Genomic DNA, 24,456 nt, shown 5'->3' with positions numbered 1-24,456 from the left:
GCCGGCCAGGGCGGTCAGGCGAGCCGGGCTGCCACGGCCGCGCGCACCTGGGCCCGCGCCTCGCGCACCTCGGACCGATCCACCGGCACCTCCACGACCCGTATGCCGGACCCCTTCTCCCGCAACGTCTCTCGCAGATCCGGGAGCGTGGTGACGCGCTGGTGGGCGACGCCGTAGGCCGCGCACAACGCGCCCAGGTCCGCGCCCGTCGGGGTGCCGAAGACGCGCTCGAAGTCGGCGGCACGCTCCGGCGCACCATGCTCCAGCGTCGCGAAGATCGCGCCCCCGTCGTCGTTGGTCACGACGATGGTGAGGTCCGGGCGCGGCTCGGCCGGGCCGACGAGCAGGCCGTTGGCGTCGTGCAGGAAGGTGAGGTCGCCCATCAGCGCGCACGTGGGCGCCTCGCGGGTCAACGCGATCCCCACGGCGGTGGCGACGCAGCCGTCGATCCCCGCGAGACCCCGGGACCCGACGACGGTGACGGCGCTCGCGGATCCGGTTGCGGCCCAGTCGAGGTCGCGCGCCGACTGGGACGAGCCGACGAAGACGACGGCGCTGCGGCCGGTCTCGTCCGACCAGGCACCGGCGGCCTCCAGCACCGTGGTGGCGACGGACAACCCGGTGACCTCGGTGGGCGACCACAGCGGCGCCTCGGCCAGGCGGTCGCCCGCCTCGGCCCACTGGCGCGTCCAGTCTGCGTCCGGCGCCGCGACCCTCGATGCGTCCGGCCCGCCCTCCAGCACAGCCGTGGCCGCGGCGATCGCCGCCCACGGGTGGACCCGCGCGACCCGCGACGCCGGGTCCGCCCAGTCCGGGCCGACGGTGACGGACTCGACCCGGGCGACCCGGCGCAGCAGCCCCGCCACGTCCCGCGTGAGCGTCAGCCTCCCGACCACGAGGACCCGGTCGGGCAGGTGCTCGTCGAGCCAGTCGGTGCAGGTCAGCAGCAGCGGGCCGTGCGGGATCACGGCCTCGCGGTCCATCCGTCCGAACGGCTCGGACACCACCAGCCAGCCCGCCGCCCTCGCGAGCCGCACCGCCTCCCCGGCCAGCTCCGGCTCCGGCAGGTCGCCGATGACCATGACTGTGCGCGAGGCCGCACCCGCGGCGAGGAGCGACTCACCCAGATCGCGCTGCGCCCCGCCCGCGGCCGGCACGGCCGCCGTCCACGGCGCGCCGCCAGGGCGTCCGTCGAGCGGCTCCGGCCACGGATCCGCGCAGCCCTGCGCCCCGCCGGCCGCCGGCGTCAGCGGGTCGCGCAGCGCCACGTCGAGGTGCACCGGACCGGCCCACCCGGACAGTGCCCCCATGGCGGCGGCGCAGGCCCGGGAGACGGCGGAGCGCCATACGGGCACCTGACCGGCGCGACGCTCGGGCGCCGGGATCTCGTGCCGCCAGCGCACCGCCTCCCCGAACATGCCGGGCTGCACGGTCGTCTGGTTGGCGCCCGTGCGCAACAGCTCGGCGGGACGGTCGCAGGACAGGACCAGCAGGGGCACGCCCGCGTGGTGGGCCTCGAGCACCGCGGGGTGCAGGTTGGCGACGGCGGTCCCGGAGGTGGTGATGACGGGCACGACGCGACGGGAGACCTTGGCCAGCCCCAGCGCCAGGAACCCCGCCGACCGCTCGTCCACGCGCACGTGCAGGCGCACGCGACCCTCCCGGTCCGCGGCCTGCACCGCGTAGGCCAGCGGCGCCGACCGCGACCCGGGGCACAGCACCACGTCGGTGACGCCGTGCCGGACCAGCTCGTCGACGAGCACCTCGGCGAGGGCCTGGGAGGGGTTCATGCGCCCATCCTCGCCGACGCGACGAGCTCGGCGTGGCAGTCGGCCAGCCGGGTCCGCCACCGGTCGACCCGGTCGGGCGGGGCCGCCCACCGGTCCAGCAGCTCGGGGTCCGCCGTCACCTCCCGTATGCCGATCGCCCCCCGCCTCGGCACGCAGCTGTCCTGCGCGACGTCGCCCTCCAGCAGGGCGACGGTCCCGAGCCCGCACGCGTGGTCGAGTCGCGGCAGGCTGGCCGCGAGGGCCACGCCGGCGCGGATCCCGACGGAGGTGTCGAGCGCGGAGGACACGACGGCCGGCAGCCCGCAGGCCTCGACGACGGCGAGCGCCGCGCGGACCCCACCGAGCGGGGCCACCTTGACGACGACGAGGTCCGCCGCGTGGAGCCGGGCCACGCGGACCGGGTCGGTGGCCTTGCGGATGGACTCGTCGGCGGCGACCGGGACGTCGACGTGCCGCCGCGCGAGGGCGACGCGCAGCTCGGCGAGCTCCTCGACGGTGCGGCAGGGCTGCTCGGCATACTCCAGGTCGCAGCGGCCCAGGGCGGTCAGGGCGGTCACCGCCTCGGCCACGGACCAGCCGCCGTTGGCGTCGACGCGGACCCGCGCGGCGGGCCCCATGACGCGCCGCACCTCGGAAACCCGGGCCACGTCGTCGGCCAGGGTCTGTCCGGTCTCGGCGACCTTGACCTTGGCGGTCGTGCACCCGTCGAAGCGCGCGAGCACCCCCGCCACGTCGCCCGCAGCCACCGCCGGCACGGTCGCGTTGACCGGGACCTCGTCCCGGACCGGGTCCGGCCAGCCGACCCAGGCGGCCTCGACGGCGGCGGCGAGCCAGCGGGACGCCTCGGCGGGCGGGTACTCCAGGAAGGGCGCGAACTCCCCCCACCCCGCAGGCCCTCGCAGCAGCGCCGCCTCCCGGTGCGTCACCCCGCGGAACCGGGTCCGGAGCGGGATCGACACGACGGACAGCGCGTCGAGGAGGTCGCCGAGCGGTGGTGGGGTGGGGGACGGCATACGGCCATCATCCCTGCTCCCGTCCCACCCCGGTCGATGCGACTACCTGAGGTAGGGCCCGAGGAGGGGGGCGGCGGGGTCGGCCAGCGCCACCTCGACCCGGTCCCCGAAGTGCGCGCGCATCGTCGGCAGCGCGTCCGCCGGCCACCACCGCGCCTCGACGTTCTCGTCGTCGCCGACCGCCGGCTCCCCCGCCACCCACCGCATCCGGAAGGTATGGTCGACGTACTGCGCGTGGTCACCGTTGGCGTGCCGCACCGGCTCGGTCGTCGACAGCCACACGAACCGCTCGACCTCGGCCGTCACCGACGCCTCCTCCGCGACCTCCCGCACCGCCGCCTCGTGCACCTCCTGACCCGGCTCGACGATGCCGGTGACCGGGCTCCACTCGTCGGTGTCCGCGCGCCGCATGAGCAGCACCTCCGCGGCGGCACCCTCGCCACGCAGCACCACGGCGGTCACGCCGATCAACCACAGCGGCGCGTGCCCCACGTGACGACGCAGCTCGACGATGAACTCAGGGATCGGCATGACCCTCACTCTAGGCACCCCCGTATGCCGCCCACCCCGCTCGCCGCGCTCGCCGCGCTCGTCGCGCTCGCCGCCTCCCGCCCCGCGGCTATCCTCAGGTCTCGTGAGCGCCCTGGAGACCGTCAGCGAGACCTTCGACCCGTCGGCGTGGCACGAGGTGCCCGGCTTCGACTTCACCGACATCACCTACCACCGCGCCCACGACCTCGGCTGCGTGCGCATCGCGTTCGACCGGCCCGGGGTGCTCAACGCGTTCCGCCCCCACACGGTCGACGAGCTCTACACGGCGCTCGACCACGCCCGGCGCACCCCCGACGTGGGCGTCGTGCTGCTCACCGGCAACGGGCCGCACCCCGAGGGCAGGTCCCGCGAGACCGCCGGGTGGGCCTTCTGCACCGGCGGCGACCAGCGCATCCGGGGGCGCTCCGGCTACCAGTACGCCGCGGACGGGTCCGACGACGTGACCGCCGCCGGCGTCGACGAGCGCCGCGTCAAGGCCGAGGGGGGCCGGCTGCACATCCTCGAGGTGCAGCGGCTGATCCGCACCATGCCCAAGGTGGTGATCGCCCTGGTCAACGGATGGGCGGCCGGTGGCGGCCACTCGCTGCACGTCGTGTGCGACCTGACCATGGCCAGCCGCGAGCGGGCCCGCTTCAAGCAGACCGACGCGGACGTGGGCTCCTTCGACGCGGGCTACGGCTCGGCCTACCTCGCGCGCATGGTCGGCCAGAAGCGCGCCCGCGAGATCTTCTTCCTGGGCCGCACCTACACCGCCGAGGACATGCAGCGGATGGGCGCCGTCAACCTGGTCAGCGACCACGCCGACCTCGAGGCCGACGCGCTGCAGGTGGCGCGCGAGATCCTGGGCAAGTCGCCGCAGGCGCAGCGGATGCTGAAGTTCGCCTTCAACCTGGTCGACGACGGCCTCATGGGCCAGCAGGTCTTCGCGGGCGAGGCGACCCGGCTCGCCTACATGACCGACGAGGCGGTCGAGGGGCGCGACCAGTTCCTGCAGAAGCGCGAGCCTGACTGGTCCCCCTTCCCCTGGTACTTCTGAGGGCGCGGGGCAGCCGTGGTCTACCGCAAGGGCACCAAGAAGCCGATCCCCGTGGAGCGCGCCATCTCCGAGCGCGACCGTATGGCGGTCGAGCGCGCCTGCCGCGACGCGGTCCCGCCGCGGCTGCGCAGCACCCGCCGCGTGGACTTCACGGTGCGGCACCTCACCGTGCGGGTCTACGTCCACGCCCCCGTCGACCCGACGAACCTCGACGGGGAGTGGCGCTCGCGGCACCTCGCCCGGCTGACCTACCAGCCCGACCAGGCGGCGTGGACCCTCACCTATCCGGCCGGCAACCGGTGGCGGGACACCCCCGAGCTCATGGGCTCGCTGCGGCTGGTGCTCCAGCGGACCGTGGCCGACCAGGCGCAGCGCATCGTCGAGGGCTGAGGGCGCGGGTCGACGCTCCGGCAACCCCACGGCGGCGTCGTCCGGCTACCGGGTGGGTTTCACCAGGGTCATCGGTGGTGCTTCCCACCCGGTACGGCTGCGGCTCCCCCACGACCGCGCCGCCCGGCTACCGGGTGGATTCCGCCGGCGTACTCGACGGTGCTTCCCACCCGGTACGGCTGCGGCTCCCCCACGAAGCCCGGGGCCTCGCTCAGGGAGCCTCGCCGGGCGCGACCTGCATGGCCAGGTAGTTCTCCACCCCGGTCCGGGCGATGGCGTCCAGCTGCCCCTCGAACCAGTCTGCGTGGGTCTCCTCGTCGCGCGCCATGCCCTCGAAGACGTTGGCGGTGGCGTGGTCCCCGAGCGCGTGGCACTCCTCCGCCGACGCGTTGAACTGCGCGACCGCCGCGATCTCGCTGGCCAGCGCGAGCCGCAGCATCTCCTCGGCGGTCTCGCCGATGCCGATCGGGTGGAGGCGCTGCACGTTGGGGTGGCCGTCGAACATCAGGATCCGCTCGATCAGCTCGTCGGCGTCCTTCATCTCCCCGATCGACAGCTCGTAGAAGACCTTGCCGAGCCGGGGCAGACCCCAGTTGTCGAGCATCCGCGCGTGCAGGAAGTAGGTGTTGACCACGGTGAGCTCGAAGGTCAGCGCCTCGTTGAGGAGCTCGGTGATCCGGGGGCTACGCGGCTGCATGGGAATCCTCCAGGGCCGTGGACAGGGCGGACACCCGGGCCAGCTGCGACCCCAGCGTCAGCTCGAGCGCAGTGGGGTCGAGCCGTGTCTCACGGTACCGGTGGAGGAGCGAGCGCACCGCCGGGACGCACCCCCCGCACACCGTCCCGGCGCCCGACTGCTGGCACACGGCACCGAGCGTGCGGGCGCCCGCAGCGACCACCGCGTCGATGTCGGTGTCGCGCACGACGCGGCAATGGCAGACGATCATGCAGGCACGGCTAACCTCAGTGAGGCTCGCCTTAGCAGCGATGTGCACGAGATCACACCGCCCACCAGGTCTGGTCAGCCCGCGTCCAGGGAATCCACCTAGAGTCATGCCCTTGAGGGGAGTACTTCCCACGTCCCGACCCGGTCAGTCCGGCGCCCCGGCGCCTCGGGCGGGAGCCCTGCGACGAGCAGCGGTGAAGGAGACCTCAGACCGCCATACGACGATCTGAGGACCCTGATGACCCCCTCCGCGATGCTGCCCGCCGCGAGCTCCCTGGACACCATCGGCTCCCCCATGCTGTGGGGCGTCACGATCGGTGCCGTCCTGGCGCTCTTCGCCCTCGACTTCCTGCTCACCCGCAAGCCCCACAAGGTCTCCATGAAGGAGGCCATCGGCTGGTCGGTGTTCTACATCGCCCTGCCGCTGCTCTTCGGTGCGTGGGTGTGGGCGAGCTTCGGCTCGCAGCAGGGCATGGAGTACTACACCGGCTACCTGGTCGAGAAGTCCCTGTCGGTGGACAACCTCTTCATCTTCATGCTGCTGCTCGCCGGTTTCGCGGTGCCCAAGGAGCTGCAGCAGCGCGTCCTGCTGATCGGCGTCGCCGGCGCCCTGGTGCTGCGCGGCATCTTCATCGCGCTGGGCGCCCAGCTCATCGCGAGCTTCGACTGGGCGTTCCTGCTCTTCGGGGTGATCCTGCTGGTCACCGCCGTCAAGGTGTTCCGCGACGCGGCCGCCGACGCCGAGCACACCCCGGTGTCCCAGATGCCCGTGGTCCGGCTGATCAACCGGGTATGGCCCGTGGCCCAGGACTACCACGGGATTCGTATGACGATCCCCGCCGCGGCGTCCGGCGGCCGCCGGCTCCTCACGCCGCTGGCCGTCGTGACGCTGGCGATCCTCGGCACCGACATCATCTTCGCGATCGACTCGGTGCCGGCGGTCTACGGCATCACCGGCGACCCCTACCTGGTCTTCGCGACCAACGCGTTCGCCCTGCTGGGGCTGCGGGCGCTCTACTTCGTCCTCGAGGGCGCCCTGGCGCGACTGGTCCACCTGGGCTACGGCCTGGCGATCATCCTCGGCTTCATCGCCGTCAAGCTGGTGCTGCACTGGGCCCACGGCATCTGGCCGGGCGTGCCGACCGTCCCGACGGTGTGGTCGCTCGTCGTCATCGTGGCCGTGCTGGCGATCGTGACCGTCACGAGCCTGCGCGCCACCCGCGGCGATCAGCCCCAGGACCGCGAGGCCTTGCGCTGACGGCCACGCGTCCGGCCGCTCTCCGGCAGTGACGACGCTGGGTACTCACCCACTCGCGTATCAGTGATCACTGCCGCCACATGACGGACGGCTGACCGGCGGAACTCCCTCCGCCGTCTCGCCATCGGCCGCGCCGGCCCTCTACAGTGGAGGGTCGGCCCGCTGCGGCCGCTCACCCGCAGCCCGGCTTCCCCCGCGTCCCCTCCGAATGGCTTCCATGCGCTACCAGGCACGTCACCGTCCGGCCGCCCGGACCCACCGACTGGTGTCCCCGCCCGTGCTCGCCGTCGCCACCCTCGCCGTCGCCGCGGGCAGTGCCGTCGCCGCCACGGGGCTCGCCCCGCGAGCCGACTCCACCCCGACGGCGTCCGCGGCACCGGCCGAGTCCCCGACCGCGGCCGCCCCAGTGCGGCACGCCCCGCCGACCGCCGCGTCCCGCGGCACCGCCCGGCAGCCGATCACCGCGGCATCGGTGGCGCGACTCCTCGCGCCGGTGCCCGTGCCCCCCGCGCTCACCCAGGTCCGCCCCGTGGACTCGGCGGCCACCGCGCGGGTCAAGGCGCAGCTGGCCGGGGCCCGGGTGGCCTACGACCGGAGCCGGACCGCGCTCGTCGCAGCCCAGGGCGCCACCCTGGTCCGGGCGACCAGCTCCCCGCAGACCGACGCACCGGTGGACGCACCGGCGGCCTCGCCCGTGGCCGAGCAGCGACAGGGCGCCGGCAGCGGGGTGCGCGCCCGCAACGGGGCCGGTCCCGAGGCGGAGCTGCGCACCGCCGCGGACCGTCACGCCGCGACGACCCGCCAGCTCACCACCCTGCGCGACCAGGCCGCCACCCTCGAGGCGGCCGACACCGCCCGCGTCCTCGCCGACGGCTCCGGGGTCCGCCTCGCCGACGGCCGCGTGGTCACCACCATCCGCCCCGGGACCGCGGTGCTCGGCAACGGCCACAGCGTCACCCCCCAGGTCAGCCGGTGGATCGGGGAGGCGCTGGACGAGCTCTACCGCGCCGGGATGCCGCGCTCCGACCAGGACGCCGCCAACCTCGCCATCGTCATCTTCAACGAGTCCGGGGGCGACCCCGGCAGCCGCAACACCTACGACAGCAACGCCGCCGCCGGGATGCCCTCCTTCGGCCTGATGCAGACGATCGGGCCGACCTTCGACGCGTTCGCCCTGCCGGGCCGCACGGACAAGACCGACCCGGTCGCGCAGATCATCGCGGGTGCGCGCTACGCCACCGACACCTACGGCGGCCTCGCCAAGGTGCCGGGCGTCGCGAGCCTGCGCTCCGGCGGCCCCTACCTCCCCTACTGACCGCACCCCGCAGCGCCGCCCACGGCGGCACGCACCAAGGTCGGCACGCCCCCAGGCGGCACCCCAAGGCCGCACGGACCAGGGCCGCACGGCGGTCACGGCATACGGGCTCGACCACCCTGGCGGGGTGGAACGCCTACGCTGACCCCATGGGAATCGGTGATCGGCTCAGGGACAACCTCACCGGCGCAGCGCGGATGGCCGCGCACCTCGCGACCGGGCCGCTGCACAGCCAGGAGCGACGGACCTGGGGCGCGACGCCCGAGGAGGTCGAGGCGACGCTGCCCGGCGACGAGCTGATCGAGGGATACGACTGGCGGTCGACGCGGGCCGTGACGATCTGGGCGCACGACGACGAGGTGTGGCCGTGGCTCGCGCAGATCGGGCGCGGTCGCGGCGGCTTCTACAGCCACCAGCTGCTCGAGCAGCTGGCCGGCTCCCTCGACGACAACGTCGAGCAGATCCTGCCCGAGCTGCAGGACCTGCGCGTCGGCGACGAGGTGCGGCTGCACCCGCAGCTGCCACCGCTCGTGGTGGACCAGGTGACGCCCGGCGAGACGCTCGTGCTGGCCGGCATCCCCCACGGCGGGCTCCTGCCCACGACGGTCTGGTCCTACCACCTGCGCCCGCTCAGCCAGGGCCGCACCCGGCTGATCGAGCGCAACGCCTACGCCCACGGCGAGGGCCTCGGGGAGCGCCTGGCCGGCGGCCCCTACGTCATCGAGCCGGTGAGCTTCGTGATGAGCCGGGAGATGCTGCTCAACATCAAGCGGCTGGCCGAGCAGCCCTCCTGGCCGAGCAGCCCTCCCCGCCCTAGAGCTTCTGGATCGCCTTGACGATCTCGTTGGCGGCCAGCGCCACGAAGGCCACCGCGCACAACACCATCAGCACGTTGGACCACACCTCGTTGCGCCACTCCCGCGGCACCCGGTCGGTGTTGAGGATCCACAGCAGCGTGATCGCGAGGAAGGGCATGAAGAAGGACCCGAGCACGCCATACGCGAGGATCAGGTAGACCGGCTTGCCGAGGAACATCATCAGCATGGGCGGGAAGGTCAGCCACAGGATGTACCACCGGTAGTACCTGCCGCCGGTGCGGGTGTCGGGGTGGCCCGACGGCAGGCCCTTGAGGTTGCCGACGAAGTCGGCGAACATCAGCGACACGCCGTTCCACACGCCGACCAGCGAGGACATCGCCGCGCCGAAGAAGCCGACGAGGAAGACCTTGCCGGCGAAGGGGCCGTAGCGCTTGTCGAGGACGTCGGCGACCGACAGCAGACCCTTGTCGTCGCTGGCGATCTTCATGGAGTACATCAGCTCGGCGCCGACGACCAGGGTGGCCAGCACGAAGATGCCGGTCACGACATACGCCACCGTGTTGTCGATGCGCATGACCTTCATGAATCGCGGGGTGTCCCAGCCCTTCTCGCGCAGCCAGTAGCCGTAGGCCGCGAGGGTGATGGTGCCGCCGACCCCGCCCGCGAGGGACAGGACGTTGACCAGGCCGCCGTCCGGGATCCACGGCTTGAGGCCGGCGAGGATGTCGAGCAGGTTGGGCAGCGTGATGATCGCGGCGCCGACCATGGCCACGAACATGATCCCCACGAAGGCCGCCATGACCTTCTCGAAGATCTCGAAATGGTGGAACCACACCAACGCCAGACCGACCAACCCGGAGATGATCCCCCACCACGTGATGCTCAGCGCAGGGAAGAGCGCGTTGAGCGGCAGGCCGGTCCCCGCCATCGCCGCGGAGCCGTAGACGAAGCCCCAGATGACGATGTAGGGCGCGTAGTACCAGCTCGTCCAGCGCCCCAGCGAGCGCCACCCCTCGAACATCGTGCGCCCGGTCGCGAGGCTGTAGCGGCCCGCCCCCTCCACCAGGACGATCTTCATGATGCAGCCGACGATCACGCACCACAGCAGGCCGTAGCCGAACTTGCTGCCGGCGATCAGGGTGGCGACCAGGTCGGCGGCACCCACGCCCGTCGCGGCCACGATCAGGCCGGGGCCGATGATCTTCCACCGCGGCGGGTGGGCGGCATCGGCATCTCGGACGGCGGTGTCTCGACTCATGCGCGGGAGTATGCCGGACCGCCCGCCGCCTGGCGAGGCCGCCCGGCTGCGCGGCCTCCGCCATGCGGGGTCAGCCGTGGTGGGGTCAGCCGCGGGGGTCAGCCGCGGCGGATCAGCTTGTGCGGCGCGGCCTGGGCCTGCGGCTTGATCACGAGACGGTCGATGTTGACGTGGGCGGGGCGGGTCGCGACATACGCGATCGCGTCCGCGACGTCCTCGGCCACGAGCGGCTCGGCGACCCCCTCGTAGACCTTGTCGGCCGCCGCCTGGTCACCGCCGAGGCGCACCAGCGAGAACTCCTCGGTGTGCACCAGGCCGGGGTCGATCTCGCAGACCCGGATGCCGTCCTCGACGGCCTCCAGCCGCAGCGTCTCCGCGATGACGGTCTCGGCGTGCTTGGCGGCGCAGTATCCCGCGCCGCCTTCGTAGACCCCGAGGCCCGCGATCGACGAGACGACGACGACCATGCCGCCCTTGACCTGGGTGAGGGCCGGCAGCAGGGCCTTGGTGACCTGCAGGGCGCCGATGACGTTGGAGTCGTACATCTGTCGCCACTTGTCGACGACGGCGTCGGCGATCCGCTCGGTGCCGAGAGCGCCGCCGGCGTTGTTGACGAGGACGTCGAGGCGGTCGCCCACCTCTGCGGCGAGGCGCTGCACGTCCTCCTCGCTGGACACGTCGCAGGTGACGGCGCGGCCGTCGATCTCCCGGGCCAGCTGCTCGATCCGCTCGGTGCGGCGAGCCGCGCAGATCACCTCGAAACCCTCCTGGGCGAGGCGGCGGGCGGTGGCCTCGCCGATGCCGCTGGAGGCTCCGGTGACGACGGCCAGGGGACGGGTGGTGATCGCGTCGGTCATGCCTGCCATCTTGCCCGATTGGTCACCAATCGAGATTTTGATCGTTCATGAAGGCCATGAAGTCTCCATTGGTGACCAATGACCTGGTCGTCAGGCGCCCACGCACTCCTAGGCGGCCGGCGTCTTGGGGGTAACGCTGAGCTGGCCGCCGAGTGCGTCAATGACCTTAGCGGTGGTCTGGAAGGACGGGTTACCCGTGGTGCTGAGCGACTTGTACAGCGACTCTCGGCCGACGCCGGCGCTGCTGGCGACCTCGGCCATACCCTTGGCCTTGGCGATGTCTCCGAGGGCCGCCTGCAGGAGAGCCGGGTCGCCGCTGCGAGCCGCCTCATCGAGGTAGGCCAGCATGTCCTCGGTCGTCTCAAGGTAGGCGCTGGCATCCCAGAGGTTGATCGTCACGGCCATTGCTGTTCCTCTCGGATCTCGGCGGCCAAGGACTTGGCCTTGCTGATGTCGGCGCCCTGAGTGGACTTGTCGCCCGGCCTCGAGGGGGACCGTGCGGCGCACCTCGCCGGGCTAGATGTGTCCAACGAGGTAGACAGGCAGCGTCGGCCTCTTCGTCTTGACACAACTGCACATTCCGCCTTTGCATGCTGCTCACGGCAGCTGCCCTGACGGCCCTGTCATGCCCCGCTACGCACGTCGCGTCGACCACCGGCATCATCAGGGCTCGGCGGAGCCGTGGGGAACGTCGCTGTTCGGCCACCTGCGACGTGAGCGCGGCTTTGGACACCGCCCGCAACGCCGCACACGACGCGAGCCACCACCTCTGCGAGGTCCGACGAGTCCTCAGCGGCCCCGGCATACGAGACTGCCCGCGGCGCAGGGGGTCACAGAGTCTGCGAGGCTGCGCCCAGCAGGGCGATCAGACCGAACAAGAAGACTGCCGGGTTGCGTCGAAGCGGCAACCCTCCGACCACGGTGACGCCGAGGCTGACCATCCACACCAGGGCGCTCACGACCGAGAGGAACCAAGCTAGGTCCGAGTGGCGAGGGTCGAGAGCCGCAAGGGCGAACCCCGCGCTCAACGCGAGCACGACCACAGTCGTGACATGCCAGCAGAAGTACGCCATCCCTCTCGTCTGCTCAGGCAGCTCGGCCGATGCCAGCAGCGGCTTGACGACCTGGGGACCACCCACGAAAACGTGACCGATGACCGTCACGAGGCTCACCCCTGATGCGGTCCACGCCAGCCACACGCTCATGCGCCGAGTCTAGGTAGCGCCGCATCTGCCGAGGTAGACCCCCGGTTGGCACGCAACCGCTCCTGCCGCGCCTGTGCGTCCCTTTCGTCATCGGTCAGGTCCGCATGCCGCTCCCGTCCCGCCCCCCCGTCAGGACAGGGACCAGTCGGCGGGGTCGATCCGCCGCAGCCCCGGGATGCCGTCGAAGTCCACGTCCGGCGAGACGATCTCCTCGAACCCGGCCAGCAAGGCGGTCGCGGCGTTCACGGCGTCCCGCCCGCGGACGGGTGATCTCTCCATCAGCCGCGTCGCCTCGGCCCACACCGCCTCGTCGAACGCGTGCACGACGCAGGCCAGGCCAAGAGCGCGCGCCTCGGCGAGGGCGGACTCGCGCGAGGTCCGCCGCAGCCGGTGGAAGGTCACCTCCTGCAGCCCCTCCACGGAGACGTGCAGGCGGATGCGGCCAGCGTGAGCCGCAGCCAGCAGCTCGCGGCACTGCTCCTGGGCCGGGTGCGCCCCGCCCAGGGCCAGCAGGAAGGTGGCGGAGTCGGCGAACAGGGCCCTCACCGGGGGGCCTTCCTCAGCAGCTCGTCGTCCAGCTCCCGCTTGAACTCCCCCACGTCGAACGCAGGCTCGTCGCGCGGCTCAGCCGTGCGATCGAGGAGCCATCTCAGCGCCTCCTGCGCTCGGACGTCGACCTGCGGATAGGCCACGTCGATGGCGTGCCGGATCGCTGCACCGACGCTCTGGCCGGACTCCTCGGCCGCGCGCGCGACCCGGTCGTAGCGGTCCTGGTCGAGCAGGATCTGCAGGCGGCGTTCGAGCAGGGACATGCACACAGCCTACACATGCACATATACCCCATGGACCTGCACAGGAGGGCCTGTCGGTGGCCCGGACTATGGTCAGCCGTATGACGACGACCCCCTGGCCTGGCTCGGCCTCGATGCGCGACGCGGTGCGTGACCTGGCTCCGCTCGAGCGGGCGCTCGATGGGCGCGGACCGGCGGTATGCCCGGGCGGGGCGCCACCGGATCCGTCCGCGCCGGCGCCGGAGGGCACCGCGGTCGTCGTCGGCACGTCGGGCTCCACCGGCGCGCCCAAGCTGGCCGTCCTGTCGGCCGCGGCAGTCCGGGCGTCGGGGGAGGCCACGGCCGAGCACCTCGGTGGCCACGGTCAGTGGATGCTGGCCCTGCCACCCACGCACATCGCCGGGCTGCAGGTCCTCGCGCGATCACTGCTCGCCGGCCACTCCCCCGTCGCGCTCGACGACGGACCTTTCAGCGCAGACGGTTTCGCCGACGCCGCGGCACGGCTCTCGCCGGGGGTGCGGCACTACACGTCGCTCGTGCCAACCCAGCTGGTGCGGCTCCTGGCCTCACCCCGGGGGACGGCGGCCGCGGCGGCATACGATGCGATCCTCGTGGGCGGGGCTGCGCTCCCGGGCCCGGTGCACGAGCGGGCCCGCGCCGCGGGCCTGACGATCGTGCGCACCTATGGGATGAGCGAGACCTCCGGGGGCTGCGTATATGACGGGCGGCCCCTGTCCTGCGCCCGGGTGCGCCTCGACGAGGGGCGCATCGTGCTCGGTGGCGCGATGGTGGCCGACGGCTACCTCGGCGAGCCAGGCCTGACCGCACGGCAGTTCGTGACGGAGGACGGGGTGCGTTGGTTCCGGACCGACGACCTCGGCGCGCTCGCCGACGACGGCGCGCTCACCGTGCTCGGGCGCGCCGACGACGTCATCCTCACCGGCGGGCTCAAGGTCGCGCCGCGCGTCGTGGAGGACGCGATCCTGACGCACGTCCCCGAGGTCCGTGAGTGCGTCGTTGTCGGCGTCCCCGACCCCGAGTGGGGGCAGGTCGTCGGGGCGCTCCTGGTGGGAGCAGGCGGCGCGGGGGCCGACACCGGCTGGGACCTCGACCGGTTGCGCGAGAGTCTGCGCCCTCACCTCGCGGCCCACGCGCTGCCCCGGGTGGCGGCCGGCGCGGACGCCATACCGCTCAAAGGCCCGGGCAAGCCGGACCGGACCGCCGCGCGCCACCTCCTCGGGCCCTGAGGCTCACTCGCCGAGGAGCGCCAGGTCCAGGTCGAAGGCCAGGACGACAGCCTCGGCGAGCGCCCTCTCCTGGTCTCCGTAGAGGTAACCGATCGTCCGGCCGAGCGTCGAGGTCGGGACGGTGACTGTGTTGTCCAACGCTGCAGCACAGCCGTGGTCCAACCCGTTGCGGGGGCCGAGAGGGACCTCGCTGGAGAGCCCTTTGACCGTGGAGGTGATGGGGGCGACGGTGACCTTGGTCATGGCGGCGCGCGCCCCCTCTCGAGTCAGGACGAGTACGGGCCTGGTCTTGTCCAGGCGCGCCAGGCAGATCTCGCGCACAGGTCAGCCCTCGAGGCTGGCGTGACCCACCGTCCACGCCACGAGGCCATCCAGGTCGTCGGCAGGCCCCTGCTTACGCAGGACGTCCACGTCGGCCAGCGCCGCTTGACGACGCATCTCCCGCTCCACGGCTTGTGTGACGAGCGCGGCACGACTGGAGACAAGCCCCGCCGCCACGCTGCGGTCAAGGAAACCCACGACCTCGTCGGGGAGCCGGACAGCGATCTGCGTCGTCATGGTTCCACCATAGACCAGGAATCCCAGGTTGGGATGCAGAGTGCTCGACAGGCGCCCTCGGCCTCTCAGGGCTTGGGCGTCGGCTGGGCCGCCGGGGCCGGGAGCTGCAGCAGCGACGACTGGTTGGGAGGCACGACATACACCGTGTTGCCCTTGCCCGCCGCCTCCTTGAGCATGTCGATGTACTTGCTGGTGAGGACCTGCTCGTTGAGGCGGTTCTGGCACTGGGCGGGCGGGACCGGGACGACCTTGACCGAGTTGACCTCCTTGCCGGCGATCATCTCCTTGACCGTGGTCGACATGGCGCCGCAGCGGATGATCTGGTCCGAGTCGGACTGCGCCTGCGCCTCGGTCTTTACCTTCTCGGCGTTGATCTTGGCCGACTCCAGCTCGGCGCGCGCGGACTCGACCCGCGAGCGCGCCGTCTGGACCGCTGCCAACGACTGCTCGATCTCCTGCGGGTAACGGATGTCCCGCAGGTCCACCGAGTCGACGGTCACCCCGAGCCGGTCCCACCGCTGCTGCAGCTCCTTGGCGATGTCCGCGGACACCTGGGCGCGTCGCTGCCGCAGCTCGCCGGCCGTGTAGTGCACCGGCACGTCGCGGACGATCGAGCGCACGTCGACGTCCAGGGCCCGGCTGACCAGCCCCTCCTGGGTGCGGTAGGCCGAGTAGATCTCCCCCACCTTGGCCGGGACGATCGAGTAGCGCACCGTGATGTCGATCGCGGCGGTCGCGTTGTCCGTCGTCTGGGCGTTGATCGCCGGCCCGTCCGTCGCCCCCTGCTCCCCCGCCATCGTGATGACCTGGTTGCGCACGTCATACCGCACGATGTCGTTCCACGGCGCCTTCATCGAGAAGCCCGGGGTGGTGTCGACGCTCGCGACGGTCCCGCCCGGGGTGCGCTGCACGATCGCCTCCCCGACGTCCCGGGTGTAGAGCGTCGACAGGAAGCGGCACAGCGCACCCAGCCCGGTCAGCGCCCAGCCCACGACCGGGAGCAGCCAGCCCGGCGCCACCCGGGGCACGTCCAGGGGCGCCCGGCGCCGCTGCGCACGGGCCGCCGCCTCCCAGCGGTTGACCTCGGCGGGTGAGGAACCCGCCGGCTCTGCGCCGACCCCAGGCGCACCGGCTACCGGGTCTCCCCCCGGGCCGGACGCCCGCTCCGTCGCCCGGCCGGTCGACCGGCCCGCCACCGCACCACCTCTGGCGTGCCGACGATGGGCGGCGACGAGCAAGCCGATGCCCAGCGCGAGGAGGAGGATGCCGAGCACGAACGTGGCCATGGGACCGCACCGTCTGCGTCACCGACGACGCGACGGGACCGGCCACCACGGCCGGTCGACACGGATCCGACGATATGTCCGACCTGCGCGTTCCCGAGGCCGAGGGTCCCCTCGACGGCCTACCGGGACAGGGACTCCACCCGTTCGGGCGGACCCGCGCCGCGCGCCGTGACCCGTCGAGTGTCTCGATCACGAGAGAATGCTCCCATGGCCACGTTCTCCCAGTGGGTCGAGGGCGCTCGCCCGCGCACCCTGCCCGCAGCCCTCGCTCCCGTCGCCGTCGGCACCGGATCCGCCGCGGGGCTCGGCCACTGGGACGCCGCCCTCGCGCTGCTGGCCCTGCTCGTCGCGCTCTTCCTGCAGATCGGCGTCAACTACGCCAACGACTACAGCGACGGGATCCGCGGCACCGACGCCGAGCGGGTGGGACCGGTGCGGCTCGTGGGCCAGCGCCTCGCCCCACCCCTGCTGGTCAAGTACGCCGCCTTCGCCTGCTTCGGCCTCGCCTGCCTCGCCGGGCTCGCCCTGATGGGCCTGTCGGGGGTGACCTGGCTGCTGCTGCTCGGCGCGGCGGCGGTCCTGGCGGCGTGGTTCTACACCGGCGGCAGGCGGCCCTACGGCTACGCGGGCCTCGGCGAGGTCTTCGTCTTCGTGTTCTTCGGGCTCGTGGCCACCGTGTGCACGACCTACACCCAGGTCAAGACGGTCGATGCCGGGACCTGGGCGGGCGCCGTCGGCATCGGCTCGATCATCACGGCCGTCCTCGTCGCCAACAACCTGCGCGACCGCGCCGGGGACGAGGTGGCCGGCAAGCGGACCCTCGCCGTGCGTCTCGGCGACCGCAGCACGCGCTGGTTCTACGTCGCCCTGCTCGTGGCCGTCCCGGCGATCTGCACCGGGGTCGCCGCCTGGGCCGGCCACCTGTGGGCCCTGCTCGCGCTGCTGGGGCTCGCGCCCGCGATCCGACCCGTCCGCGCCGTGCTCACCGGTGCGACCGGCAAGGAGCTGGTCGCGGTGCTCGCCGCCACCGGTCTAGTGGCGCTGACCTACGGCGCGCTGCTCACGGTCGGCCTCGCCATCCGCTGACGCGGGACGGCACCGCAGCCGCGGTCAGGCCCGCGACAACCCGAGCCGCAGCCCGAAGCCCACGACGGCCGTCCCGGCGACGCCGTCGATCCAACGCTGCGCCGCCGGCCGCGCCAGCCAACCGCGCATCCGGTCCACCGCGAGGATCAGCAGGGCGAACCACACCATCCCCTCGGCGGTGTGCACCAACCCGAGCAGCGCGCCCACGAGCCCCGCCGAGTCGCCCTGCGGGATGAACTGCGGGAGCAGCGCGACGTAGAACGCCCCGACCTTGGGGTTCATCAGGTTGACCAGCAGCCCCTGTCGGAAGGCGGCCCAGGCCGTCGAGCCGGTCCGCACCGTCGCCTCGTCCGGCTGGTGCGACTCCCCGCGCCAGGCCGCGCGCAGCATCCCCACGCCGAGCCACAGCATGTATGCCGCTCCCCCGTATCGCACCACGGCGTAGGCCGTCGCCGAGGCGGTCAGCAGCGCCGACACCCCCACGGCTGCGGCCACGGCCCACACCAGCACGCCCGCGCTGATCCCGAGGGCTGCCGCGGCGGCGGCCCGGCGCCCCCGACGTGTGGCGGTGCGCAGCACCAGGGCCGTGTCCAGGCCCGGGGTGAGGGTCATGAGCCCCGCGACGACCGCGAACGACGCGACGGCGCCGGCGAGCGTCATGGCCGGCCGGTGTCCCGGCCTCGGGCCTCCGGCTCGCCCCCGCGGTCGCTGCCCGGGGCCTGCCGGCGCAGCTCGGCCTCCTCGGCCTCCTCGTCGGAGACCCGGTGGGCGCCGCGCTCCTCGGCGCGGGCGGCGCGCTCGTCCACCCGCGAGGCGATGCGGGCGCTGAACTCCTCGCGCGGTCCGCGCAGCGTCCACACCGACACGACCATGGAGAGCAGGCCGGCGGCGACGACCAGCGCGATGCCGCGCAGCCCGACCAGCCACAGGGCGATCAGGCAGCCGAAGAACAGCAGCAGCCGGAGCAGGGAGTAGCGCAGCCCAGGGTTCATCTCGGTCACATCCCGGAGTAGGAGTGCATGCCGGACATGAACTTGTTGACGACGAACGAGTTCATGACGATGCACAGGAAGCCGGCGAGCGCGATCCAGGTCGCCGAGCGGGTCTTCCACCCGGTGGTGGCCCGGGCGTGAAGGTAGGCGGCGTAGACCACCCAGATGATGAACGACCACACCTCCTTGGGGTCCCAGCCCCAGTAGCGGCCCCAGGCCTTCTCGGCCCAGATCGCGCCGGCGATGACGGTGAAGGTCCACAGCGGGAACGCCACGACGTGCAGGCCGTAGGCCATGCGGTCCAGGGCCCGCGAGCCGGGGACGGCGGCGAGCAGGGTCTGGCGCCACGCGCCGAGCGAGGCCCCGGCGCGCCGCCGGCGCTCGCTGGTGTCCTGCACGAGGTAGAGCACGCCCAGCGCGGCGCCGATCGCGAACATCGCGGTGGCGAGGATCGCGATCGACACGTGCACCACGAGCCAGTAGGACCGCAGCGACGGCATCAGCTGGCCGGCCTCGGTGTAGACCGACAGCGCCGGCCCCAGGATCAGCATGATCAGCGCGGTGACGAAGATCCCGAGCCAGCGCATGTCCCGGCGCAGCGACAGCACCACGTACACCACGGCGATGGCGGTCGACGCGGTGAGGAGGTACTCGTAGAGGTTGCCCCACGGGGGCCGCATCACGGACAGCGCGCGCAGCACCACCGCCGCGACGAGCAGCAGCGCCGCGAGGCGGGTCAGCGACAGGCCGATCCCCGCCGCGGGCCGCCGACCGGCGGCCGCAGCGTCGTCCCGGGCGGCGGTGTCGGTCCGGACCAGGGTGTCGGTGGTCCCGCCCGAGGCGGCGGCCACGGCGGTCGGGTGGGCGCTCGGCATACGGCCCTGCTCGTCGACCATGGCCCGGCTGCGGGTGCGGGCAAGGTCGACCGCGAAGGCGACGAAGGCCAGCCCCAGCACCACGAGCGCGGAGTAGACGCTGAGGTTGGAGAGGTCGGCGAGGGTCTGGGGGGTCATCGGACGGTCTCCTCGAGAGGGCGGGCGGGTGCAGCCAGGCCGAGCCGGGAGCAGAGCTCCGCGGTCAGGTCGTCGACGGCGTCACCGAGGCGGGGGTCCTCGCTCTTGGAGAGACCGGCCACCTCCAGCAGCCTACGTCCTTCGCGGTCGGTGACCCGCACGAAGGCGCGTCGGCGTCGGATCAGCAGCGACATGATCAGGCCGACGAGCACGAGCGCGGCGCCCGCGAGCGCCACCGGCTTGCCCGGGTCGTGGCGCACCGACAGGCCGGCGAAGCGCTTGTAGCCCTCGAAGGTCACCGAGCCGCGCCCGCCGGGCAGCTGCTGGGTCTCGCCGGGGCGCAGCGCGAGCCGGACCGGCAGGCCGGAGGCGGTCTTGGGCTGCTTCATGGCGGAGGTCTCGAGGGTGTAGACGGACTGTGGGCGCCCGTCGGGGAAGAGCGTCCCCTCCCACATCTCCAGCAGCAGCCCCGGCGCCGCGGGCGCCGGGAAGTCGCTCTGCGGCATCGCGCGCAGCCCGGCGTCGGAGATGGTCGGCGCGAACATCCCGAGGAAGCCCAGCTGCTTGCCCTCCGGCAGCGCGGACACCTTGACGGCGCCGGTGGACGTGTAGTTGTTGTCCTGCGGCCGGAAGACCGTCGCCTGGTCGTAGACCTGGCGCCCCTGGGCGTCCTTGACGACGATGACGGGCGCGTAGCCGTTGCCGAGCAGGTAGACCGAGGACTGGCCGAAGCTCAGCGGGTGGTTGACCTCGAGCCGCTGCGGCTTCTCGGGGGCGCCGGGCTCGGCGCGGGTGGTGGTGTCCGCCGCGAAGGACCGCGGCTGGCCGAACTGCTTGCCCTTGAGCTGGGTCTCGAACTCGACGGTCACCTTGTCGATGCGCACCGTGAACGGCGGCAGCGACTCCTCGTCCACCCACGGCCCCTTGGAGAAGGTGTCGTGCTGGCTGGTCGTGTTGGCGAAGGTCTCGCCCTCGGGCACGATCGCGTCGACGCGCCAGCCGAGCAGGTGGCCGACGGCGACCGCGACGATGACCACGAGCAGCGCCAGGTGGAAGAGCAGGTTGCCCGCCTCGCGCAGGTAGCCCCGCTCTCCCGACACCCCGTCGGTCAGCAGGCCGTATGCCGCGCGCCCGCCGTCCTCGTCGGTCGCCGTCCCGCGCGCCGCCGAGGCCCCGTCCCCGGTCTCCCGCCCGCCCGCGCGCACCCGGTAGCGGCGCTCGCGCAGCAGCTCCCGGGCGGTGGTGAGGGCGTGGGCGGGGTCGACGTCGCCGAGGTCGACCTGCCGGTGCTCGGGGAAGCGGTCCAGGCGCCGCGGGGCGCGCGGCGGCTGGGCGCGCAGCTCGCGCCACAGGATGCCGAGGCGCGGCACGACGCACCCGACCAGGGAGATGAAGAGGAGCAGGTAGACGGCCGCGAACCACGGGGAGGCGTAGACGTCGAAGAGCGACGCCCGGTCCATCCAGGGCCCGAGGCTCTTGTGCTGGTCGAGGTAGGTGCGGACCTTGACGGGGTCGATGTCGCGCTGCGGGAAGACCGAGCCGGGGATGGCGGCCACGGCGAGCAGCAGCAGCAGGAGCAGCGCGGTGCGCATGCTCGTGAGCTGCCGCCAGGCCCAGCGGGCCCAGCCGAGCGGGCCCAGCCGGGGCTGGGCGATGTCGGTGCGGTCACGGGTGGTGGCGGGCATCAGATCACCGGGTCTCCGAAGACGTCGATCAAGCGCTGCTGCAGCCCCGACATGAGGGGCTCCCACAGGCCCAGCAGCATCAGCAGGCCGAGCAGCGCCAGCAGCGCGGCGCCGGCCAGCTGCAGGGCCCGCTGGTGGCGGCGCAGCGCCGACCAGGCGCCCACCAGCCGGGAGTAGCCGCCGGCCAGCGCCAGGAAGGGCAGGCCGAGGCCGAGGCAGTAGGCGACGCCGAGCACGGCCCCGCGCAGCAGCGGCCCGGTCTGGCTGTCGTCCAGGGGGCTGCCGAGGGCCATGACGGCGCCGAGGGTGGGGCCGATGCACGGGGTCCAGCCGAGGGCGAAGGCGGCGCCCAGGAGCGGGGCCCCGGCGAGGCCGGCGGCGGGTCGCCACCCGACCTTGACCTGCCGCTGCGTGCCCACCCCCGCGAAGACGAGCGCCAGCAGCAGCACCACGGCGCCGCCCACCCGCACCAGCAGCTCGCGGTGGTCGCGCAGCAGCACCGACAACGACGAGACCACCAGGATCACGAGCGGCACGAAGACCAGGGTGAAGCCGAGCACGAAGAGCGTGGTGCCGCCGAGCATCCGGCGCACGCGCCGCTCCTGCAGGCTGGTCTCCCCCAGCCCGGTCACGTAGCCCAGGAAGCCCGGCACCAGCGGCAGCACGCACGGCGACAGGAAGGACACGGCACCGGCGACGAGCGCGACGAGAGCGGCGAGCGGGAGGGTCCCCTCGGCGATCACGTCGGTGGGCCCGGTGATCACCCGGCTTCCTTGGCGACGTCGGCGACGAGGTCGGCCACGGTGCGCTCCGCCGTGATCGGCCCGAGCACCCGCGCCGCGATCCGCCCCTGCTTGTCCAGGACCAGCGTCGTGGGCGGGGAGGGCGCCTTGCCCTGCAGCGCGAGGACGGTCTGGCCGTCGTAGGCCAGCGTGGGGTAGGGCACCCGGTGGCCGGTGGCGAAGTCCCTGGCGTTGTCGCTGGACTCGCGCCCGGCGTGGATGCCCATCATCTCCACGGTGGGCTGGGTCTTGGCGAGCTCGGCGTGCAGCGCGTCGAGGCGGGGCTGCTCGGCCACGCAGGGCGGGCACCAGGACGCCCACAGGTTGAGCACGACGACGTGGCCGCGGCGGGAGGCCGCGTCCCACGGCTTGCCGTCCAGCGTGGTGCCGCGCAGCGCGACGGGTGCCTGGCGCTTGTCCGCGGCGAGCCGCTCGATGGAGCCGTCGCCGGAGAGGTAGCCCTTCTGGTCGCCGGCCCGCGCCTGAGCGTTGACCGAGCCGGGGTCCTCGCCGCAGCCCGCCAGCGACGCGCCCACGAGAGTCGCGGCGAGCAGGGCGGTCAGGGCGCGCCGACCGGGCCTCATGCCCCGACCGACGGCTCGGCCACGGGCAGCAGCGACGCGGCGGGCTCGCTGTAGACGATGGCGTCCAGCCGGTCGCCCTCGTAGTGCAGGCTGGTCAGGCTGGCCAGGGTGCACTGCCGGTTGCGGGGGTCGTGCCACAGCGGGCGTCCCTCGAGGTGGCGCCGCAGCGTCCACACCGGCAGCTGGTGGGAGACGAGGACGACCTCGCGGCCGGGTGCCTGGCGGCGGGCGGCGTCGGCGGCCTGCTCCATGCGCCGGGCGATCTGGCGGTAGGGCTCGCCCCAGGACGGCCTGAAGGGGTTGCGGACCAGCCACCAATTGCCGGGGTGCCGCAGCGACCCCTGCCCGTGGCCGAACCGGCGGCCCTCGAAGTGGTTGCCCGCCTCGATCAGCCGGCTGTCGGTCAGGATCGGCAGCCCGAACCGCTCGGCCGTGGGCCGGGCGGTCTCCTGCGCGCGCTCCAGCGGGGAGGCGACGACCAGCGCGACGTCGTGCCCGTCCAGGGAGGTCGCGATCATCTCGGCCATCCGGACCCCCAGCTCGGACAGGTGGAAGTCCGGCAGCCGGCCGTAGAGCAGCTTGTCGGGGTTGTGCACCTCCCCGTGACGCACGAGGTGCACCACGGTGCGCTCGGGCATCGTCATGCGCCCACCGTACCATCGGCCGCTGAGGCTGCCCTGGCAGCGGCCGGCAGCGCGGTCAGCACCCGGTCCACCGCCTCGTCGTCGTGCGCCGCGCTCACGAACCAGCACTCGTAGGCGCTCGGCGGCAGGTGCACGCCCTGGCTGAGCATGGCGTGGAAGAACCGCGCGAAGGCCTGCGTGTCCTGCTGCTGGGCGTCGGCGTAACCGAGGACCGGCCCCTCGCGGAAGAACACCGAGAACATCGACCCGGCCCACTGGATCGTGTGCGGCACGCCCACGGCGGACAGCTCGGCGGTGACGCCGTCGGCGATGGCGTGGGCCACCGTCTCGAGGCGCTCGTAGACCGCCGGGGTGCAGCCGCGCAGCGTCGCGAGGCCGGCCGCCGTGGCCACGGGGTTGCCGGACAGCGTGCCGGCCTGGTAGACGGGCCCGGCCGGGGCCAGGTGCGCCATCACGTCCCGGCGGCCCCCGAAGGCCGCCGCGGGGAAGCCGCCGCCCATGACCTTGCCGAAGGTGAACAGGTCCGGCGCGCCGAAGGTCGTGGGCCCCTCCAGGCCGTACCACCCCGCCGCGGACGCGCGGAAGCCCGTCATCACCTCGTCGCTGATCAGCAGCGCGCCGTGCTCCTGGGTCACGCGGCGCAGCGCCTCGGTGAAGCCGGGGGCGGGCGGCACCATGCCCATGTTGCCCGGCGCGGCCTCGGTGATGACCGCGGCGATCTGGTCACCGCGCTCCCGGAAGGCCTCCTCCAGGGCACGGACGTCGTTGTAGGGCAGCACGATCGTCTCGCCGGCCGAGCTGGCCGGCACCCCGGCCGAGTCGGGCAGGGCGAAGGTCGCGACCCCGCTGCCGGCGTGCGCGAGCAGGGCGTCGACGTGGCCGTGGTAGCAGCCGGCGAACTTCACGACCGCCGACCGCCCGGTGAAGCCTCGCGCCAGCCGCAGCGCGCTCATCGTCGCCTCGGTGCCGCTGGAGACCAGCCGCACCTGCTCGACCGGCTCGACCCGGTTGACGATGGCCTCGGCGAGCAGCAGCTCGTTCTCGCTGGGGGTGCCGTAGGAGAAGCCCTTGGTCGCGGCCTCCTGCACCGCCTCCAGCACCGCGGGGTGCTGGTGCCCGAGGATCATCGGCCCCCATGAGCACAGCAGGTCGACGTACTCCCGGCCGTCGACGTCGGTGAGGTAGGGGCCGCGCGCGCTCGCCATGAACCTCGGGGTCCCCCCGACTGAGCGGAACGCCCGGACCGGCGAGTTGACGCCCCCCGGGATCACGGCGGCCGCCCGCTCGAAGAGGGCCTGCGAGGCGGGGGCGGCCAGGGGGTATGCCGGCGGCGACGTGGTCATGGGTCCT

General features: G+C 73.1%; 29 protein-coding genes. 7 read left to right on the top strand and 22 right to left on the bottom strand.

What is annotated here, in order from left to right; all coding sequences use genetic code 11:
* Window positions 1–14: 14 nt before the first annotated feature.
* Genes menD through ADJ73_RS07605 form a run of 3 tightly spaced genes read right to left on the bottom strand, consistent with a single transcriptional unit; the run spans window position 15 to window position 3,334 of the window.
* Window positions 15–1,790, bottom strand: coding sequence for a 2-succinyl-5-enolpyruvyl-6-hydroxy-3-cyclohexene-1-carboxylic-acid synthase (gene menD, locus ADJ73_RS07615; RefSeq protein WP_050347779.1), 1,776 nt, complete (start codon window positions 1,788–1,790; stop codon window positions 15–17).
* On the bottom strand, window positions 1,787–2,803 hold the full coding sequence (locus tag ADJ73_RS07610; RefSeq protein ID WP_050347778.1) for an o-succinylbenzoate synthase: 1,017 nt from the start codon (window positions 2,801–2,803) through the stop codon (window positions 1,787–1,789). The genes menD and ADJ73_RS07610 overlap by 4 nt, the downstream gene beginning before the upstream one ends.
* 42 nt (window positions 2,804–2,845) lie before the next feature.
* On the bottom strand, window positions 2,846–3,334 hold the full coding sequence (locus ADJ73_RS07605; RefSeq protein ID WP_050347777.1) for an NUDIX hydrolase: 489 nt from the start codon (window positions 3,332–3,334) through the stop codon (window positions 2,846–2,848).
* A gap of 103 nt (window positions 3,335–3,437) precedes the next feature.
* On the opposite strand from ADJ73_RS07605, the gene ADJ73_RS07600 reads away from it, so the two are divergent.
* Together ADJ73_RS07600 and ADJ73_RS07595 are read left to right on the top strand one after the other, a co-directional pair.
* On the top strand, window positions 3,438–4,391 hold the full coding sequence (locus ADJ73_RS07600; protein ID WP_050347776.1) for a 1,4-dihydroxy-2-naphthoyl-CoA synthase: 954 nt from the start codon (window positions 3,438–3,440) through the stop codon (window positions 4,389–4,391).
* A 15-nt stretch (window positions 4,392–4,406) separates the two neighbouring features.
* Window positions 4,407–4,781: a DUF3024 domain-containing protein gene (locus ADJ73_RS07595; protein ID WP_050347775.1), complete on the top strand. Its 375-nt coding sequence runs from the start codon at window positions 4,407–4,409 to the stop codon at window positions 4,779–4,781.
* Window positions 4,782–4,992: 211 nt separating this feature from the next.
* On the opposite strand, the gene bfr is transcribed toward ADJ73_RS07595, so the two are convergent.
* Both bfr and ADJ73_RS16590 read right to left on the bottom strand, forming a co-directional pair.
* Window positions 4,993–5,478, bottom strand: a complete 486-nt coding sequence (gene bfr / locus ADJ73_RS07590) for a bacterioferritin (protein ID WP_050347774.1) — start codon at window positions 5,476–5,478, stop codon at window positions 4,993–4,995.
* On the bottom strand, window positions 5,465–5,728 hold the full coding sequence (locus tag ADJ73_RS16590) for a (2Fe-2S)-binding protein (RefSeq protein ID WP_082177132.1): 264 nt from the start codon (window positions 5,726–5,728) through the stop codon (window positions 5,465–5,467). The genes bfr and ADJ73_RS16590 overlap by 14 nt, the downstream gene beginning before the upstream one ends.
* A 237-nt stretch (window positions 5,729–5,965) precedes the next feature.
* Here ADJ73_RS16590 and ADJ73_RS07580 point away from each other — a divergent pair, with 237 nt between their 5' ends.
* The 3 genes from ADJ73_RS07580 to ADJ73_RS07570 all read left to right on the top strand — a co-directional run bounded on the left by ADJ73_RS07580 (window position 5,966) and on the right by ADJ73_RS07570 (window position 9,136).
* Window positions 5,966–6,985, top strand: a complete 1,020-nt coding sequence (locus ADJ73_RS07580) for a TerC/Alx family metal homeostasis membrane protein (protein WP_050347773.1) — start codon at window positions 5,966–5,968, stop codon at window positions 6,983–6,985.
* 217 nt (window positions 6,986–7,202) lie between these two features.
* Window positions 7,203–8,300, top strand: coding sequence for a transglycosylase SLT domain-containing protein (locus tag ADJ73_RS07575; protein WP_156188167.1), 1,098 nt, complete (start codon window positions 7,203–7,205; stop codon window positions 8,298–8,300).
* Window positions 8,301–8,449: 149 nt separating this feature from the next.
* A complete protein-coding gene (locus ADJ73_RS07570) occupies window positions 8,450–9,136 on the top strand; it encodes a hypothetical protein (RefSeq protein WP_156188166.1) in 687 nt (228 codons plus the stop codon).
* On the opposite strand, the gene ADJ73_RS07565 is transcribed toward ADJ73_RS07570, so the two are convergent.
* The 6 genes from ADJ73_RS07565 to ADJ73_RS07540 form a co-directional block, all read right to left on the bottom strand.
* Window positions 9,114–10,376, bottom strand: coding sequence for an Nramp family divalent metal transporter (locus ADJ73_RS07565; RefSeq protein WP_050347770.1), 1,263 nt, complete (start codon window positions 10,374–10,376; stop codon window positions 9,114–9,116). The two genes, ADJ73_RS07570 and ADJ73_RS07565, sit on opposite strands and share 23 nt — an antisense overlap.
* 98 nt (window positions 10,377–10,474) lie before the next feature.
* Window positions 10,475–11,233: an SDR family NAD(P)-dependent oxidoreductase gene (locus tag ADJ73_RS07560; protein WP_050349307.1), complete on the bottom strand. Its 759-nt coding sequence runs from the start codon at window positions 11,231–11,233 to the stop codon at window positions 10,475–10,477.
* A 108-nt stretch (window positions 11,234–11,341) separates the two neighbouring features.
* Window positions 11,342–11,638, bottom strand: coding sequence for an addiction module antidote protein (locus ADJ73_RS07555; protein WP_050347769.1), 297 nt, complete (start codon window positions 11,636–11,638; stop codon window positions 11,342–11,344).
* A 425-nt stretch (window positions 11,639–12,063) separates the two neighbouring features.
* Window positions 12,064–12,438 carry a hypothetical protein gene (locus ADJ73_RS07550; protein WP_156188165.1) on the bottom strand — a complete coding sequence of 125 codons (375 nt, stop codon included), beginning with the start codon at window positions 12,436–12,438 and terminating at the stop codon, window positions 12,064–12,066.
* Between the two features lie 129 nt (window positions 12,439–12,567).
* Window positions 12,568–12,984, bottom strand: coding sequence for a type II toxin-antitoxin system VapC family toxin (locus ADJ73_RS07545; RefSeq protein ID WP_050347767.1), 417 nt, complete (start codon window positions 12,982–12,984; stop codon window positions 12,568–12,570).
* A complete protein-coding gene (locus ADJ73_RS07540; protein ID WP_156188164.1) occupies window positions 12,981–13,250 on the bottom strand; it encodes an antitoxin in 270 nt (89 codons plus the stop codon). The genes ADJ73_RS07545 and ADJ73_RS07540 overlap by 4 nt, the downstream gene beginning before the upstream one ends.
* Before the next feature lie 80 nt (window positions 13,251–13,330).
* Here ADJ73_RS07540 and menE point away from each other — a divergent pair, with 80 nt between their 5' ends.
* Window positions 13,331–14,476, top strand: a complete 1,146-nt coding sequence (menE, locus tag ADJ73_RS07535) for an o-succinylbenzoate--CoA ligase (protein ID WP_050347765.1) — start codon at window positions 13,331–13,333, stop codon at window positions 14,474–14,476.
* 3 nt (window positions 14,477–14,479) lie between these two features.
* Here menE and ADJ73_RS07530 read toward each other — a convergent pair whose 3' ends face one another.
* The 3 genes from ADJ73_RS07530 to ADJ73_RS07520 form a co-directional block, all read right to left on the bottom strand.
* On the bottom strand, window positions 14,480–14,719 hold the full coding sequence (locus ADJ73_RS07530; protein WP_301280702.1) for a type II toxin-antitoxin system PemK/MazF family toxin: 240 nt from the start codon (window positions 14,717–14,719) through the stop codon (window positions 14,480–14,482).
* A gap of 81 nt (window positions 14,720–14,800) precedes the next feature.
* The gene (locus ADJ73_RS07525; protein WP_050347763.1) at window positions 14,801–15,034 is read right to left on the bottom strand and encodes a hypothetical protein; all 234 of its coding nucleotides are present in this window, start codon (window positions 15,032–15,034) and stop codon (window positions 14,801–14,803) included.
* A gap of 65 nt (window positions 15,035–15,099) precedes the next feature.
* Window positions 15,100–16,320, bottom strand: coding sequence for a prohibitin family protein (locus tag ADJ73_RS07520; RefSeq protein ID WP_050347762.1), 1,221 nt, complete (start codon window positions 16,318–16,320; stop codon window positions 15,100–15,102).
* 207 nt (window positions 16,321–16,527) lie between these two features.
* On the opposite strand from ADJ73_RS07520, the gene ADJ73_RS07515 reads away from it, so the two are divergent.
* The gene (locus tag ADJ73_RS07515) at window positions 16,528–17,406 is read left to right on the top strand and encodes a 1,4-dihydroxy-2-naphthoate polyprenyltransferase (protein WP_050347761.1); all 879 of its coding nucleotides are present in this window, start codon (window positions 16,528–16,530) and stop codon (window positions 17,404–17,406) included.
* Between the two features lie 24 nt (window positions 17,407–17,430).
* Here the strand turns inward: ADJ73_RS07515 and ADJ73_RS07510 are convergent, their stop codons facing one another.
* From ADJ73_RS07510 to hemL, 8 genes are read right to left on the bottom strand one after another with little or no spacing between them, the layout of a single operon-like run.
* The gene (locus tag ADJ73_RS07510; protein WP_050347760.1) at window positions 17,431–18,066 is read right to left on the bottom strand and encodes a LysE family translocator; all 636 of its coding nucleotides are present in this window, start codon (window positions 18,064–18,066) and stop codon (window positions 17,431–17,433) included.
* Entirely contained in the window at window positions 18,063–18,398 is a 336-nt protein-coding gene (locus ADJ73_RS07505; protein WP_050347759.1) for a DUF4229 domain-containing protein, read from the bottom strand. The genes ADJ73_RS07510 and ADJ73_RS07505 overlap by 4 nt, the downstream gene beginning before the upstream one ends.
* Before the next feature lie 5 nt (window positions 18,399–18,403).
* A complete protein-coding gene (ccsB, locus tag ADJ73_RS07500; RefSeq protein WP_050347758.1) occupies window positions 18,404–19,411 on the bottom strand; it encodes a c-type cytochrome biogenesis protein CcsB in 1,008 nt (335 codons plus the stop codon).
* Window positions 19,408–21,096, bottom strand: coding sequence for a cytochrome c biogenesis protein ResB (gene resB, locus ADJ73_RS07495; RefSeq protein ID WP_050347757.1), 1,689 nt, complete (start codon window positions 21,094–21,096; stop codon window positions 19,408–19,410). Before resB ends, ccsB begins: the two co-directional genes overlap by 4 nt.
* Window positions 21,096–21,860: a cytochrome c biogenesis CcdA family protein gene (locus ADJ73_RS07490; RefSeq protein ID WP_253272693.1), complete on the bottom strand. Its 765-nt coding sequence runs from the start codon at window positions 21,858–21,860 to the stop codon at window positions 21,096–21,098. The genes resB and ADJ73_RS07490 overlap by 1 nt, the downstream gene beginning before the upstream one ends.
* Entirely contained in the window at window positions 21,857–22,462 is a 606-nt protein-coding gene (locus tag ADJ73_RS07485; RefSeq protein WP_050347756.1) for a TlpA family protein disulfide reductase, read from the bottom strand. Before ADJ73_RS07485 ends, ADJ73_RS07490 begins: the two co-directional genes overlap by 4 nt.
* Window positions 22,459–23,106 (bottom strand): histidine phosphatase family protein, encoded by a 648-nt coding sequence (locus ADJ73_RS07480; protein WP_050347755.1) that lies wholly within the window; start codon window positions 23,104–23,106, stop codon window positions 22,459–22,461. The genes ADJ73_RS07485 and ADJ73_RS07480 overlap by 4 nt, the downstream gene beginning before the upstream one ends.
* Window positions 23,103–24,449, bottom strand: a complete 1,347-nt coding sequence (hemL, locus tag ADJ73_RS07475; protein ID WP_050347754.1) for a glutamate-1-semialdehyde 2,1-aminomutase — start codon at window positions 24,447–24,449, stop codon at window positions 23,103–23,105. The genes ADJ73_RS07480 and hemL overlap by 4 nt, the downstream gene beginning before the upstream one ends.
* Between the last annotated feature and the right edge of the window lie 7 nt (window positions 24,450–24,456).

Origin of the sequence: Arsenicicoccus sp. oral taxon 190 (assembly GCF_001189535.1) — a bacterium.
Classification (GTDB): Bacteria; Actinomycetota; Actinomycetes; order Actinomycetales; family Dermatophilaceae; genus Arsenicicoccus.
Note: the sequence above shows the minus strand (reverse complement) of the source record. Positions and strands in the feature narration are given on the sequence as shown.

Coding starts and splice junctions, on each gene's coding strand:
- ADJ73_RS07565 (WP_050347770.1), bottom strand. CDS start 10,376: ATGAGTCGAGACACCGCCGTCCGAGATGCCGATGCCGCCCACCCGCCG.
- ADJ73_RS07570 (WP_156188166.1), top strand. CDS start 8,450: ATGGGAATCGGTGATCGGCTCAGGGACAACCTCACCGGCGCAGCGCGG.
- ADJ73_RS07480 (WP_050347755.1), bottom strand. CDS start 23,106: ATGACGATGCCCGAGCGCACCGTGGTGCACCTCGTGCGTCACGGGGAG.
- ADJ73_RS07525 (WP_050347763.1), bottom strand. CDS start 15,034: ATGACGACGCAGATCGCTGTCCGGCTCCCCGACGAGGTCGTGGGTTTC.
- ADJ73_RS07550 (WP_156188165.1), bottom strand. CDS start 12,438: ATGAGCGTGTGGCTGGCGTGGACCGCATCAGGGGTGAGCCTCGTGACG.
- ADJ73_RS07560 (WP_050349307.1), bottom strand. CDS start 11,233: ATGACCGACGCGATCACCACCCGTCCCCTGGCCGTCGTCACCGGAGCC.
- menE (WP_050347765.1), top strand. CDS start 13,331: ATGACGACGACCCCCTGGCCTGGCTCGGCCTCGATGCGCGACGCGGTG.
- ADJ73_RS07505 (WP_050347759.1), bottom strand. CDS start 18,398: ATGAACCCTGGGCTGCGCTACTCCCTGCTCCGGCTGCTGCTGTTCTTC.
- ADJ73_RS16590 (WP_082177132.1), bottom strand. CDS start 5,728: ATGATCGTCTGCCATTGCCGCGTCGTGCGCGACACCGACATCGACGCG.
- ADJ73_RS07510 (WP_050347760.1), bottom strand. CDS start 18,066: ATGACGCTCGCCGGCGCCGTCGCGTCGTTCGCGGTCGTCGCGGGGCTC.
- ADJ73_RS07515 (WP_050347761.1), top strand. CDS start 16,528: ATGGCCACGTTCTCCCAGTGGGTCGAGGGCGCTCGCCCGCGCACCCTG.
- ccsB (WP_050347758.1), bottom strand. CDS start 19,411: ATGACCCCCCAGACCCTCGCCGACCTCTCCAACCTCAGCGTCTACTCC.
- bfr (WP_050347774.1), bottom strand. CDS start 5,478: ATGCAGCCGCGTAGCCCCCGGATCACCGAGCTCCTCAACGAGGCGCTG.
- resB (WP_050347757.1), bottom strand. CDS start 21,096: ATGCCCGCCACCACCCGTGACCGCACCGACATCGCCCAGCCCCGGCTG.
- hemL (WP_050347754.1), bottom strand. CDS start 24,449: ATGACCACGTCGCCGCCGGCATACCCCCTGGCCGCCCCCGCCTCGCAG.
- ADJ73_RS07575 (WP_156188167.1), top strand. CDS start 7,203: ATGCGCTACCAGGCACGTCACCGTCCGGCCGCCCGGACCCACCGACTG.
- ADJ73_RS07540 (WP_156188164.1), bottom strand. CDS start 13,250: ATGTCCCTGCTCGAACGCCGCCTGCAGATCCTGCTCGACCAGGACCGC.
- ADJ73_RS07485 (WP_050347756.1), bottom strand. CDS start 22,462: ATGAGGCCCGGTCGGCGCGCCCTGACCGCCCTGCTCGCCGCGACTCTC.
- ADJ73_RS07530 (WP_301280702.1), bottom strand. CDS start 14,719: ATGACCAAGGTCACCGTCGCCCCCATCACCTCCACGGTCAAAGGGCTC.
- ADJ73_RS07520 (WP_050347762.1), bottom strand. CDS start 16,320: ATGGCCACGTTCGTGCTCGGCATCCTCCTCCTCGCGCTGGGCATCGGC.
- ADJ73_RS07555 (WP_050347769.1), bottom strand. CDS start 11,638: ATGGCCGTGACGATCAACCTCTGGGATGCCAGCGCCTACCTTGAGACG.
- menD (WP_050347779.1), bottom strand. CDS start 1,790: ATGAACCCCTCCCAGGCCCTCGCCGAGGTGCTCGTCGACGAGCTGGTC.
- ADJ73_RS07610 (WP_050347778.1), bottom strand. CDS start 2,803: ATGCCGTCCCCCACCCCACCACCGCTCGGCGACCTCCTCGACGCGCTG.
- ADJ73_RS07580 (WP_050347773.1), top strand. CDS start 5,966: ATGACCCCCTCCGCGATGCTGCCCGCCGCGAGCTCCCTGGACACCATC.
- ADJ73_RS07605 (WP_050347777.1), bottom strand. CDS start 3,334: ATGCCGATCCCTGAGTTCATCGTCGAGCTGCGTCGTCACGTGGGGCAC.